Source organism: Bacillus sp. FSL R7-0646, from assembly GCF_037969865.1.
In the GTDB taxonomy this organism is placed as follows: Bacteria; Bacillota; Bacilli; order Bacillales; family Bacillaceae; genus Bacillus; species Bacillus licheniformis.
Genome location: NZ_CP150217.1, coordinates 3,633,258 through 3,647,444, shown reverse-complemented (window position 1 = coordinate 3,647,444; position 14,187 = coordinate 3,633,258). Strand labels below are relative to the sequence as shown.

9 protein-coding genes are annotated in these 14,187 nt (G+C 41.7%); 7 read left to right on the top strand and 2 right to left on the bottom strand.

The features are described from left to right. Nucleotides 1-32: 32 nt before the first annotated feature. The 4 genes from MKY62_RS19005 (at nucleotide 33) to MKY62_RS18990 (ending at nucleotide 6,227) form a co-directional block, all read left to right on the top strand. Complete coding sequence (locus tag MKY62_RS19005; protein WP_003185794.1) at nucleotides 33-1,901, top strand: anaerobic ribonucleoside triphosphate reductase; 1,869 nt, start codon at nucleotides 33-35, stop codon at nucleotides 1,899-1,901. Beyond that, nucleotides 1,898-2,362, top strand: coding sequence for an anaerobic ribonucleoside-triphosphate reductase activating protein (nrdG, locus tag MKY62_RS19000; RefSeq protein WP_003185792.1), 465 nt, complete (start codon nucleotides 1,898-1,900; stop codon nucleotides 2,360-2,362). The genes MKY62_RS19005 and nrdG overlap by 4 nt, the downstream gene beginning before the upstream one ends. A gap of 155 nt (nucleotides 2,363-2,517) precedes the next feature. Further along, complete coding sequence (gene manA / locus MKY62_RS18995; RefSeq protein WP_003185791.1) at nucleotides 2,518-3,468, top strand: mannose-6-phosphate isomerase, class I; 951 nt, start codon at nucleotides 2,518-2,520, stop codon at nucleotides 3,466-3,468. 128 nt (nucleotides 3,469-3,596) lie between these two features. After that, complete coding sequence (locus MKY62_RS18990; protein ID WP_016886515.1) at nucleotides 3,597-6,227, top strand: N-acetylglucosaminidase; 2,631 nt, start codon at nucleotides 3,597-3,599, stop codon at nucleotides 6,225-6,227. 28 nt (nucleotides 6,228-6,255) lie between these two features. Here MKY62_RS18990 and MKY62_RS18985 read toward each other — a convergent pair whose 3' ends face one another. After that, nucleotides 6,256-7,419: a CDP-glycerol--glycerophosphate glycerophosphotransferase gene (locus MKY62_RS18985; protein WP_009329695.1), complete on the bottom strand. Its 1,164-nt coding sequence runs from the start codon at nucleotides 7,417-7,419 to the stop codon at nucleotides 6,256-6,258. Between the two features lie 19 nt (nucleotides 7,420-7,438). Next, nucleotides 7,439-8,218 carry a WecB/TagA/CpsF family glycosyltransferase gene (locus MKY62_RS18980; RefSeq protein ID WP_025806137.1) on the bottom strand — a complete coding sequence of 260 codons (780 nt, stop codon included), beginning with the start codon at nucleotides 8,216-8,218 and terminating at the stop codon, nucleotides 7,439-7,441. A 365-nt stretch (nucleotides 8,219-8,583) separates the two neighbouring features. Here MKY62_RS18980 and tagD point away from each other — a divergent pair, with 365 nt between their 5' ends. The 3 genes from tagD (at nucleotide 8,584) to MKY62_RS18965 (ending at nucleotide 14,142) form a co-directional block, all read left to right on the top strand. Further along, nucleotides 8,584-8,973, top strand: coding sequence for a glycerol-3-phosphate cytidylyltransferase (gene tagD / locus MKY62_RS18975; protein ID WP_011198365.1), 390 nt, complete (start codon nucleotides 8,584-8,586; stop codon nucleotides 8,971-8,973). Nucleotides 8,974-9,113: 140 nt separating this feature from the next. Continuing rightward, the gene (locus MKY62_RS18970) at nucleotides 9,114-11,249 is read left to right on the top strand and encodes a CDP-glycerol glycerophosphotransferase family protein (RefSeq protein ID WP_009329694.1); all 2,136 of its coding nucleotides are present in this window, start codon (nucleotides 9,114-9,116) and stop codon (nucleotides 11,247-11,249) included. A 316-nt stretch (nucleotides 11,250-11,565) separates the two neighbouring features. After that, nucleotides 11,566-14,142: a glycosyltransferase gene (locus MKY62_RS18965; RefSeq protein ID WP_016885704.1), complete on the top strand. Its 2,577-nt coding sequence runs from the start codon at nucleotides 11,566-11,568 to the stop codon at nucleotides 14,140-14,142. The last annotated feature ends 45 nt before the right edge of the window (nucleotides 14,143-14,187 follow it).

Here is a 14,187-nt window from a genome sequence, read left to right as displayed (position 1 = left end):
ACTATATATGCTACTTTTTAGGAGAGATTAGGATGACAACAGGCTTTAAAGAACAGGGATTATTGCAATTGACAGAAACATTTCATGATATCGTCGGGTATGGAAATCACGATATTATGCAGGAAAATGCCAACGTAGACGGCCGCTCCCCGATGGGGCAAATGAGCCGGTTTGCATCCGAGAGTTCCAGACATTATGCGCTCCATTACTTAATGTCGCCGGAAATCAAGAAAGCAGTCGATGACAACTTTATATACCCTCACGATTTAGACTATATGCCGAGCGGGACAACGACTTGCTGTCAGATACCATTGGTCCGGCTGTTAAAGGAGGGATTCCACACTGGCCACGGCTCCCTCAGGGAACCGAAGGACATTATGAGCGCATTGTCACTCGCATCTATCATTTTTCAATCGAATCAAAATATGCAGCATGGCGGCCAGTCATTCCCAATGTTCGATTACGACCTGGCGCCTTACGTCCGCAAAACGTACGAAAAGCATCTTGCGAAAATCAAACAATACCCGACAACTTTGACAGAAGAAGAGATAAGGGAAAGAGCGTGGGAAGAAACGGACAACACAACTTACCAAGCGTGCGAAGCATTTATACATAACGCCAACAGCATGCATTCGAGGGGCGGCGGACAGGTGCCGTTTGTTTCCATTAATTACGGCACGGATACGTCAAGGGAAGGCCGCCTTTTGATCAAAAATATTCTTAAGGCGACAAAAGCAGGCCTCGGCAAAGGTGAGACGCCGATTTTTCCGATTCAGATCTTCAAAATGAAAGAAGGCGTGAACGTTGATCAAACAGACCCTAACTATGACTTGTACCGGCTTGCATTGGAAACGAGCGCTGAAAGGCTGTTTCCGAACTTCAGCTTTATCGACTCGCCCGTGAACAAACCTTTTTATGACGGAACGCCGGAAAGCGAAATCGCTTATATGGGATGCAGAACGCGCGTCATGTCCAATATTCATGGAAAAGAAAACAGCGTCGGCAGAGGGAATTTGTCATTCACCTCGATCAACATTGTGAAAATAGCGCTGCTCAGCGAAAACGTTGAACAGTTTTTTGCCTTGTTAAACCGCTACATGGATTTAACGATTCAACAGCTGCTTGAACGGTACGCCTTTCAATGCAAGAAAAGAGCAAAGGACTTTAAATTCCTGTATTCACAAGGCATCTGGCATGAAAGCGAGAAGCTTGAACCTGAGGACACGCTCGAGGATGTGCTAAAGCACGGAACATTGAGCATCGGATTTATCGGGCTGGCTGAAGCTTTGACTGCATTGACCGGAAAACATCACGGAGAAAGCGAGGAGTCGTTTGAACTCGGCAAAAAAATCGTCCAGTCGATGAGAGATAAGGCCGATGAAGCCACAGAAAAACACAAATTGAACTTTTCCTTGATCGCTACGCCGGCAGAAGGGCTTTCAGGGAAATTTGTCAAAAAAGACAAAGTGGAGTTCGGTTCGATCCGCAATGTCACAGACCGGGTGTACTATACGAATTCGTTTCACATCCCTGTTCACTATAAGCTGACTGCGGTCGAAAAGATCAGAAAAGAAGCGCCGTTCCACTTAATGTGCAATGGAGGGCACATCAGCTACATCGAGCTGGACGGAGACCCGAAAAAAAACATTAAAGCGATGGACATGCTTGTGACCGCCATGCGCCGGTCAGGCATGGGCTACGCCTCGATCAACCATCCTGTCGACCACTGCAAGGCGTGCGGATTTACCGGAATCATAGATAATGAATGCCCGCAGTGCAAAAACCGGGATGAGGCTTTGATCGAACGAATCAGACGGATTACAGGATATTTAGTCGGAGATATGTCAAAGTGGAATTCGGCGAAAAGACAAGAAGAAAAGGACAGAGTGAAGCATCTATGAAAGTGATGAATATTATCCATGACAGCATCGTAGACGGAGAAGGACTGAGAACAGTCGTGTTTTTAGCGGGCTGCCCGCATATGTGTGAAGGCTGCCATAATAAACAAAGCTGGAATATCAATAACGGATTTGATATGAGTGTAGACGAAGTATTCGAGGAAATTATGAAAAACCCGCTTACAAACGTCACCTATTCAGGAGGGGAGCCGCTTTTGCATGCAGGCGAACTGATCGAGCTGTCAGAAAAAATTAAGCAGCATTCCGAAAAGGACATCTGGCTTTACAGCGGCTATACGTACGAACAAATCTTGAAGAATGAAAAGCACAGCGCCTTGCTGGCCTATTGCGATGTCCTGGTAGACGGCCCGTTCGAACTCAAAAAAAGGGACTTGACGCTTCTTTACAGAGGAAGCTCAAACCAGCGGATTATTGAGCTTGCATCATCACAAGCAGAAGCCTGAAGAGGGCTTCTGTTTTTCCTTTCCGGCATTGACTTCTATCGAGATAACGTCATAATGAATATGAAAAGGTTTATATTTCAACATACATGTCTATCAATAAAAGAAAGCGTTTTATTTACATAAGACTATCGTGAATTAAGGGAGGAGATGGCAACATGACTCAATCACCGATATTTCTGCAGCCTGAGTTTAAAGAGAGAATCTGGGGGGGAACGGCTTTGCGCGAGTCATTCGGCTATGACATTCCCTCCGATTTGACAGGTGAATGCTGGGCCATTTCCGCCCATCCAAACGGTCCGAACATCGTTGCTTCAGGTCCTTACAAAGGAAAAACGCTTGCCGAGCTTTGGGACGAACACCGTGAATTGTTTGGAGGTGCAGAGGGGGACCGTTTCCCGCTGTTAACGAAAATACTTGATGCCAATCAAGACCTTTCCGTTCAAGTCCACCCGGATGACTATTATGCAGGAGAGCACGAAAACGGGGAACTCGGTAAGACAGAATGCTGGTATATCATCGATTGCAAAGAAGGAGCAGAGATCGTTTACGGCCACACGGCGAGAACGCGGACTGAACTGGTCACCATGATCAACAGCGGTGATTGGGACAACCTGTTAAGGCGGATCAAAATCAAACCGGGCGATTTTTATTATGTGCCAAGCGGCACGATTCACGCTCTTTGCGAGGGGACGGTCGTTTTGGAGACACAGCAGAGCTCCGATACGACGTACAGGGTATATGATTATGACCGGACCGATCAAAACGGAGAAAAGCGCGAACTTCACCTGACACAGGCGATCAATGTCACAACAGTACCGCATGTAGACAGCTATGTTGACGAATCGACAGAAACTCAAAAAGGCATTACCATTAAGACATTTGTTGAAGCCGAATATTTCTCCGTATATAAATGGGAGATCGACGGTGCCGCTGAGCTGACCCAGGATGCCCCTTTCCTCCTGTGCAGCGTGATTGAAGGAGAAGGAAAGCTCACTCAGGGCGGCGAATTATTTCCGATCAGCAAAGGGACAAATTTTATCCTGCCGGCGGAAACCAATGACTTTACAATAGAAGGAACATGTGAACTAATCGTGTCACACATATAAAAAGCTTGACGGTCTGCAAAAAAAGGCCGTTAAGCTTTTTTATTGTAAAAAAATAATCCGGCTCGCCGATAAAAAGAGAAAGCAAGTTTTAGAAATTGGGAGGCTCATAGGCGAGGGGAGTAAAGAATGTGAAAAACATTAGAAAAACCGTTATTTTTGCTGCAATCATTTTGCTCGTACATACGGCAGTCCCGGCAATTCCTGCTTTAGCAGCATATACCGATACTTCCGTCTACAAAATTGAAACAGCAAAAGAGTTTAATAGCGAAAGCGAAGCGCTCAAAGCAGCCGAACAACTGAAAAAGGACACGGGATGGAAAGCCGAGGTCAAACCTTCAGGGAAAAACGGCACAACATACGTTTTGACATCAGAAGGTGTCGAAGGGGAGAGCAGAGCAAAAAATCTGCTTTTGCAGTTTGAAAAAGAAACCGGTTTGAAGGCGTCCTATGGTCCGATTGGAAAAAAAGAACCGTTTTCCAAAGCGGTATCAAAGGAATTTGCCGGTGAAGAAAAAGCCAAGGAATGGGCGCTCCAATTTGAAAAAGAAACCGGTCTGAAAGCAACCTATACACTTGCAGGGAACAGGGAAGCATACGTGAAGGTTGCCACCGGAGGAATCGAAGGCGAAGACAACACGAAAGCCATCCTCGATCGTTTTCAAAAAGCGACCGGCCTCAAAGCGTCGTATGCACCATACGGAGCGGGACAAGCGATCGTCAAGCTTTATTCTGCAGAAATCGCAGATGAGAGCAAAGCGAAAAGCCTGCTTGTCCAGTTTGAAAAAGAAACGGCCCTTAAAGGAACGATAGAGACCGTAAAGAAACAACAGCCTAAATATAAAATTGCGACAAGTTCGATACAAGGCGAAACAAACGCGAAAAACCTGCTGAAGCAGTTTGAAAAAGAGCTCAAAGTCAAAGGGGCATATGAAGCCGCCGGTCAGCCGGCACAGCTATACAATGTGAAATCGGGATATTTTAATGACGAAAAGAGCGCGAAAAATGCCGCCGGACAAATTAAAAAGAAAACCGGTCTCGCCTCAAGCACGGAAAAGGTAAAAGGTACACGCTTCTGGATCGTAAGCATGAAAAGCGTAGACAGTCAAAACCTCAAAAAAATCGACGCCTTTTTCAAAAAGAAAACGTGGCGTTATACTGCTGCAAAGGCGGGGAAAAAGCAGACATCTTTCAGAATCGTTTCCGTCCCGCTTTCAGATCAAAAGAAAGCAAACGATGGCATCCGGTTTTTTAAAAACAAAAATATTCAGGCTTCTGCGCAAAGCGCCGGCAGCACGACCGTCAGCCGCTTCCGGATTGCGTCTGCTGAAACCGCCGTTCAAGCGCGAATCAATAAAGGGCTTGAATTCTTTAAGAACAACGGTGCGGCGGGAACGGCCGGATCAACAGGAAAAAAAGTGTACAGCCACTATCAGCTGACAACGGAATCCGTATACGAACAGAACAAAGTGACGCAGGCGCTCAATTTCTTTAAAGAAACAGGCATTCACGCAGAGGCCGTGAAGACCGGCCAATATTACAGCCGCTACAAACTGAGTTCGGAAGCTCTGATCGGCACGGAAAAATTACAGCAGGCGCTCGGATTTTTCAGCAAGCGGAATATACCGGGCAAGATTGAACAAACGGGTGAGTACGGCTACAGGCAGTACCGGGTGACGACAGGTCGAATCACAAGCAAAGCAGATCTCGACAAGGGCTTGAATGTCTTTAAGAAGAACAATGTCAGCGCAACTTACCAAACAAAGACGGTCAGCCTGTTTCATATCTCGATCAATGAACAATTTACAGGGAAAGACCGTGCGGATGCTGCCGCCAATCGGATCAAAACGAATTACGGCTGGCCGGTGAATGTCGTCAAAGTGAAAAACGGCCCGCAAATCACAACGACTGACTACGGAATCACGCTCAGCCAGATGATCGATAAACAGATGAAAGTCAGCCCGCAAACGGATGCGCCGGCTTATGTTTCATTGAGCTACATCAATACGGCGAACCAAACCGTCACGGCTGATCTGCTGAATATCAGGTCAAGCCCCCTTGTGACAGGCGGCAACATCATCGGACAGCTGCAAAAAGGGGATAAAGTCAACATCATCTCCCAGGAAAACGGCTGGGCAAAAATCAGAATGAATTGGCGAAATGCCAGCAGGGATGAAGTCGAGAAATATGTCAATCCGGAAAATTTCACACAAGACAGCTCGGCATACTTCCAATTTTTAAAACTGTCGCAAACGGCCGGATTGAATGCTGCCGAGGTCAATGCAAAAATCCTTTATAATAAAGGGGGTTTGACAGGCAAAGGGCAAGCGTTCATCGACGCGGCGAGAGCATACAGCATCAATGAACTGTACCTCATTTCACACTCGCTCCTTGAGACGGGCAACGGAACTTCCGAGTTGGCTAAAGGAACGATGTTCAACGGCAAAAAGGTTTACAATATGTACGGCGTCGGGGCTTACGACAGCAACCCGCTTTACTACGGCGCAAAATACGCCTATGAACAAGGGTGGTTCACACCTGAGGCCGCCATTATGGGCGGAGCCAAATTCATCGGTGAAAAATACATTCACCACCCGACTTACAAACAGGACACCCTCTATAAAATGAGATGGTCTCCGAATGCCCTTCACCAATATGCGACAGATGTCGGATGGGCTTGTAAGCAGGTGGGGAGAATGTACAGTCTGTATACATTGCTCGATCAATATACGCTGTACTATGATGTGCCGGTTTATCGGTAATTATCATAAAAAGACCGGCCATGTTCCATTAGGAACCGGCCGGTCTTTTTTCATTTGCCGTCATATGCTCGCTCATAAAGTTCAACAGGCGCATGCTGGCATCACCTGTTGAATATTGATGCCACTCTTCCGCAAACTTCTTGATCTCTTCCTTTGTATCGGACATTTCTTTGATTTCTTTCAGCAGCATTTCGCTGTCCATGCAGGCTTTGCCGGGAATGACTGCTTCAAAATCATCGATCAGTCCGCGTTTTTCATTATACTCTGCCATATCATACGTGAAAAACAAAATCGGTTTATTTAACAAAGCGTACTCAAAGGCGACCGACGAGTAGTCGGAAATCAGGATGTCGCTTTCCATCAGCAAATCCTTTAACGGAACGTCTGATACGTCTTTGATCAGCCCTTCGTGCTCTTCAAAAGCAATCTGTTCCCGCACGGCCGGATGCAGTTTGACCAGCAGCAAAAATTCTCCCTGCAGTTCCCCGGAGAGCTGCTCCTTAGAGAAAGGGAGACGAACGGACGTCAAACAATAGTCCCTGTATGTCGGCGCATACAGAATAACCTTTTGGTCCGGACGCTCCGCTGTTTGTCTTCCGGCATGAAAATACTCATCAGTTAACGGAACACCCGTCCGCAAAAAACGGTCATCTCCCAAGCCGAATGACCGCTTGAAAATATCCGCCATTTTTTCCGAGCCGACAACGATATGATCAAATGAACGATACACTTTTTTAAACCGTTTGATATCGCCGGCGGATCGATAGCGGTTTCCGATATCTTCGAGTCCGAACTTCTTCAAAGCGCCGGACGCATGCCAAATTTGAATGCATGTCGTCTGAGGGCGTTTATTCAAAACACTTGTCAGCAGAAAATAATTATCCGTCAACACGAATTTACACCTGAACATTCGGTATACGGCTTTTATGAGATGAATCGGATTTTTCTCGTTGATCACTTGCGATCGAACGGAAGGATATTCATCTGCAAGGGAAACGGCGTGCCTTGTATAGAGGACTTCCATTTCAAACGGCCGGCTGCTGCTGACATACTCATCAAGCAGCGCGCGCGCATTATCCGGAAAGGAAACAAGCAATACAGCTCTGTCGCGCGCTTTTACCAATCTGAAAATAAAACCGGTCAAAGCGAGACCGGCCGAGTAAACCATAACCAATAAAGAACGTATATTCATTCGTTACCCAAACTCTTTTCTACAAATCGATTTTAGATTGCTCTTTGATCTGCTCCGGATAGTAGTGCCGCTGTTTTTGAACTCTTTCCTCTTTCAGAACGGAGAAGACATATTTCGGGATGTTCAGCATGCGCTTCCACCTTGTCGGATTGGTCAGCAGGCGGTACATCCATTCAAGATTCAGCTTGATGAACATTTTCGGCGCCCTTTTCACTTTTCCGCTGAACACGTCGAAGCTCCCGCCGATGCCGATCGCAATCGCCTGAGGAAATAGATGCTTATGTTCATAAATAAACTTTTCCTGATGAGGATATCCGAGAGCGACAAAAACCATGTCCGGCTTGGCAGCCGCGATTTGCTTCGCAACTTCGCCTTTGTCTTTGACATAGCCGTGTGAGTATCCGGCCAGCTCAATTCCGGGATATTCGGTTGAAAGCCGATCTGCAACAGCTTGAATAACCTCCTGCTTGGCCCCGTATAAAAAGACCCTTTTCTTTTTGCGGTCAGCCAAGCTGAGAAGGTTGATAAATACATCGTACCCCGCGATCCTCGATTTTAATCTGCTGTTGATCAGCCTTGACGTCAGGACGATGCCGATTCCGTCCGGCAGGATAAAGTCAGCAGATGAAACTGTTTTAAAATAATCCTTGTCTTTTGCAGCCGCATACCCGATCTCAGGGTTTACCGTTGCGATAAATGCCCCCTCATTGCGGTCGATAAAGGATTTTTCAAGATGATTCAAAAATCCGGGCAAATCCCCGTTAACATATGCAAGATGATGAACCGTTTCCGTTTGCAGCATAGTTTTTTTCCTCCTTCCGGTTTAAGAAGTGTAAGTATATACGAATGTATGAAAGTCGAAGTTTAAGAGACCAGCCCATAAATTCAGGAGGTCTAACGTATATTTTAGCATAGATCATTCATAAAAGCTTAACAATATCTTTACATTAGATTAAGATTTTTTACGTCTTATTCAGAAAAGGTTCGATTTTTTTTAGATAAAATTTGGAATTGCATTAACCTTAAAGAATACTTAACGTTTGATAGGCGATGTGCTATAATGAATGATCAGTAAAGACCTGTGGAATGAATGTAACTTATCGAGTGTTTTTGATATATCAATATAGCTTTTCGCCTTAAGATTAGAAAGGAGAGCGCATGACAATGAAGAAAGTCATCACATATGGAACGTTTGATTTATTACATTGGGGACATATCAAGTTATTGGAACGGGCAAAACAATTGGGGGATTATCTCGTCGTAGCGATTTCGACTGACGAATTCAATCTTCAAAAGCAGAAAAAAGCATATCACAGCTATGAGCACCGCAAGCTGATTCTTGAAACGATCCGCTACGTAGACGAAGTCATCCCGGAAAAAAACTGGGATCAAAAGGTACAAGATGTGATCGATCATGACATCGATGTATTTGTCATGGGGGATGACTGGGAAGGGAAATTCGACTTCCTGAAGGATTACTGCGAGGTTGTTTACCTTCCGAGAACCGAAGGGATTTCCACGACGAAGATCAAAGAGGAAATCGCAAACCTTTAATTCGGCTCAGCTTAATAAAAATTCAAAAAGTACTTCTTAAAAAAATAAGAAGTGCTTTTTGTTTCGTATACGAGTCATTTTAATATAATAAGTATGAACAGCTTTGCTTTTGAATAAAAAAAGAGGAGTAGACTGATTTTATGGATAGTGCAATTCCGATAGAATTTCAGCTGCGGGAAATAAAAATTAATGATTCTCGCCTCTATTTTGTGTTCGAAAGTTCTGTCTCTCTTGATCATCTCGATGTTTTGGCAGTTAACCGCAATACGAAAAAAGAGACGCGTGCAACTTGTAACAAAATAAGCGATTCAGAGCAGTTAAAAGCAGCGGAAATATCTTTAGATACCCTATCTAACCTGATGATAGACGAAACGGTCATCGATTTTTATGTACTTTATGAAAATAATGAAAAAAATCAATGCAAAAAGAGGATATACACAGCATCAAAACCGCTAGAGCTGTCTTGGCATAAGGATCGAGCCAATCAGTTCATTTATCTTCCGTATAAGACCCGAAAAGGCCACTTCGCTCTTGATGTTTTACGAAGAAAAGCAGTGGCTGAACCGGACAGCATTAAGTTAAGCTCCGACGGAAAACTAATGATTGAAGGCTATACTTTTCTGCTGGATGCTGAAGAACGTTCAATCGTAAAAAGCAGAAAGCTGGTTTTAAAGGAAATTAGCCAAAACGATAAAGAAAGGGTTTTCAATTTCCCTTTAAAAGGCGTTCAGCGCGTCGATTTGTCAGCTGATTCTTCTGATCATGCCGTTGGATTTGAGGCGGAAATCGATCTGAAAAAGCTGTACGAGGAGAACAGGATGCCTGCTTTCTTTAAGTTTTATATAGAATACGTAGGTGAAGATGCTGCAACAGGGGAGGAAATCGCTATAAAAAGCAGGGCATTCAAGCTTATAGATGATATAGAAAGTTTTTCAATTGTTAACACAAAAAAAGGACCGGCTCGTTTTCACATTTATCCGCAGAAGCGAAAACGGGGTATGCGTCTAAGAATGAATGACTATACGATCAAAACCCGTGCGGTTTATTTTGCCAAAGGAAAAGGAAAAAGGCTGATGTCAGTCATACGCAAAGGCAAGAATAAAGCAAAGAAAAAGATTTCGGGCATGGTGAAGAGAGCATACTATTTTACTTTTGGACTGGCCGGCAAACTCCCTGTTAAAAAGAAAACCGTCATTTTTGAAAGCTTTGCCGGCAAGCAGTACAGCTGCAATCCGAGAGCAATTTACGAATATATGAAGGAACATCATCCGGAATACAACTTAATATGGAGTGTAAATCCGAGTTATACAGAAATTTTTGAAGAAAAAAATGTCCCTTATATTCACCGATTCACGCTGAAGTGGCTGTTCGCCATGGCAAGGGCCGAATATTGGGTTGTAAACAGCCGGCTTCCTTTGTGGATCCCAAAACCAAAGCACACGACATATGTGCAGACATGGCACGGGACTCCGCTGAAAAGGCTTGCCGTCGATATGGAAGAAGTGCACATGCCGGGCACCAACACTGAGAAGTACAAGCAAAATTTCACTAAAGAAGCATCGAAGTGGGACTATTTAATCTCCCCGAATCGCTATTCAACCGAAATCTTTGCCCGCGCTTTTCAATTTAACAAAACAATGATTGAGTCCGGCTATCCGAGGAATGACTTTCTGTATACGGACAACCGCCCGGAAACGATGAAGGCCATAAAGAGAAAAATGAATATCCCCGAAGATAAAAAGGTCATTTTATATGCACCGACATGGCGGGACGATCAGTTCTATAAAAAAGGAAAATACAAATTCGACCTTGATTTGAATTTGGAAAAGCTGCGAGAGGAGATCGGCGATAATTATGTCATCGTTTTAAGAATGCACTATTTAGTCGCGGAAAACTTTGACCTATCGCCGTACAAAGGATTCGCATATGATTTCTCATCATACGAAGATATTCGCGAACTTTATATGGTATCTGATTTGTTAATTACAGATTACTCTTCAGTATTCTTTGATTTCGCAAATTTGAAACGTCCGATGATTTTCTTCGTTCCAGACATTGAAACCTATCGTGACAAGCTGCGCGGCTTTTATTTTGACTTTGAACAAGAAGCACCAGGACCGTTGGTCAAAACGACTGAGGAAGTAATTGAGAAAATCAAGGAAACAGAGACATCTGACTATCGTCTGCCTGACATTTTTGAGCCTTTTTATGAAAAGTTTTGTTACCTGGAGACGGGCAATTCTTCTGAAAAAGTGGTGAATAGAATTTTTGAATAAAAATCTCCATTAATGACCATTTCAAAGCCATTGTATTATTGCAATGGCTTTCTTATAATTGTTAATGTATTGTAGCCCTCTTAGTGGCTGCCAAAGATTCTTAACTTTTAGAGAAACTTATGCTATTATGGTTGTCATGTATAAAACTGTAGGGAAAAGATTTACTCCTTGATATTTCCTTTTTAGAAACTTTGTGAGAGGTATTAAAATTAAGATGATTAAGTCAAGTTTAATCACCTAAAAATTAATTTTCTTGTGTATGGGATTTGCTAATAAATTCACCTTTAAAATAAGTAAGAAAATAGAGGAGCTTGGAATGAATAAGAAATTAAAAATAGCTAAAAGAAGGGCGAAGTTTTTATTAGAGCCTTTTAAAACTTACACCAACAATAAAAAATTCAAACGCACTGTTAAATTCGCAAGGAATTTCAAGAAGAATAGAATTGATCAAAATATTATTTTCTACGAATCTTATCATGGAAAAGCAATGAATGACAATCCATTTGCAATATTTAAGCATTTAATAAACAATGAAGAATACAAAAATTTCACCCATATATGGGCTTTAAATGATCAGGACAATCCTTATGCCCAAAAGTATAAAGGCTTGAAAAATGTAAGATTTGTTAAAGTTCATAGTGAGGAATATATTAAATATTTGACTAAAGCAAAGTATTTAATCAATAACGTTACCTTTCCTACCTACTTTCAAAAGAAAGAGGGTCAAATCTATATCAATACGTGGCACGGAACCCCCCTTAAAACCCTTGGAAAGGATATGGAGGGGCCTATTGGCCAACATAAAAATATTCAAAGGAACTTTTTGCATAGCGACTATATCTTGTCTCCAAATCAATTCACTTCGGAGAAATTAATTGATTCCCACGACTTAGCAGGTATTTATAATGGGGAAATTATTGAGGAAGGTTATCCGAGGATGGATTTGACCTTTAATACAGATAAAGAAGAACTTAGAAAAACTTTAGAAAACTTTATAGAACTTGATCCTAATAAAAAGGTTATCTTGTATGCACCTACCTGGAGGGGAGAAGTAGGAAGTGTTTCCAACATTAATGAAGAGCTATTCAATCATATTTCGGAATTGAATGAAAAGATTCCAGACGATTATCAGCTCGTATTAAAGGTGCATACCCTTTTATTTAAATATATTGAACATGATGAACAATTAATGAATAAATGTATTCCAGATTGTATAGATACAAATGAGTTATTATCACTTGTAGATATCCTGATAACAGATTATTCAAGTATTTTCTTTGATTATATGGCAACCAACAAACCAATTCTGTATTTTATGTATGATAAAGAGCAGTATCTGAAAAAAAGAGGAATGTACTTGGACGTTAATACACTAGCTGGCCCAATATGTAAAACAACTGATGAGCTTGCAAAATGTATTAAGGATATTGAGTCTATACAAGAACAATATCAGTCTGTATATCAAGAAATGAATGAGATTTACATCAAAAGAGTGGGAGATGCTACTCAAAAGGTAGTTGATATTATATTTAAAGGCAAACAAGAACAGTCTGACTGTGTCTTTGATGTTAAAGAGCCTCACAAAAAAACCATTTTGATTTACTGTGGCGGTTTCCTGAATAATGGTATAACATCCTCGGCTATAAACTTGTTAAACAATATAGATTACGACAAGTATAATGTGGTTGTAATTGATAAAGGAAACTATGATAAAGAATCTTCTTACAATATAAGCAGGATAAATGCAAAGGCAAAGCGGGTATATCGAGTAGGAAGTATGAACTTAACCATAAAAGAATGGTATTTACATGGATTGATGAACAGAAGGGGATACACTGAGGAACTAGCGAAAAGAAACCCTGAAAAGATTTTTCGGAGAGAAATAAATCGTATGTTGGGTAATGTTAAGGTCGATATAGCAATCGATTTTAGTGGATACGTACCTTTCTGGACAATGGTTATGGCTCTAGGGGATTTTTCTAAAAAGAGTATATACCAACATAATGATATGCTAGCTGAGACTGAAAAAATCATTAATGGAAAATATAAACACAAACGTAAGTTAGGTATAGTCTTTTCTCTATATAAGTGTTTTAATAAAATCGTTTCTGTAGCAAAGCATACTAGAGATTTAAATGCTGAAAATTTAGCACATTATGTTGATGCGAATAAGATGGTTTACGTTCATAACTCTTTAAATGTGGAAAAGATTATAGATTCTGTAGAAAATCATGGTTTTTCTATCGAGAGCTATGAGGGCCAAGATCATATTATCCAAAAGGAAGAAAAGCCAGGAATATTTAGTATGAAAGGGATTAGGCTTCCTAAACATAACGAAATCAATTTTGTAAACATGGGAAGGCTATCACCTGAAAAAGATCAAGAGAAGTTAATTAAAGCATTCTCTCAACTGATCAATAAATATAAAAGTTTGAAAATGAAGCTTTATATTATAGGTGACGGTATTTTAAAGGAGACTTTGAGTGATCTAGTTGAAACACTAGGAGTAGCAGACAGTGTTATATTCACTGGACAAATGAAAAATCCATTCTTCCTAATTAATAAAGCTGATTGTTTTGTTTTATCTTCTAATCATGAAGGACAGCCAATGGTGTTGTTAGAAACGCTTGTACTAAATAAACCCATAATTGCTACAGACATTGCAGGTTCTAGAAGTATTTTAGAAGATGGGTATGGAACGCTTGCTCCAAATAATTTAGATGGGCTTTTTTCTGAGATGGAAAAGTTCGTCTTAGACAACTCGGAAGACGAGGGTAGTACATTAAATAAAGATTTAAATTATAATAGAAGATTCAAGAGATTTAACTACGAAGATTACAATCAACAAGCAATGAAAATGTTTTATAAAGAAGTTTGTTCTGAGCAAGTTTAAGTAATACCTGTTTAATTTGTGAATTTAATGCCATTACAATTAAAA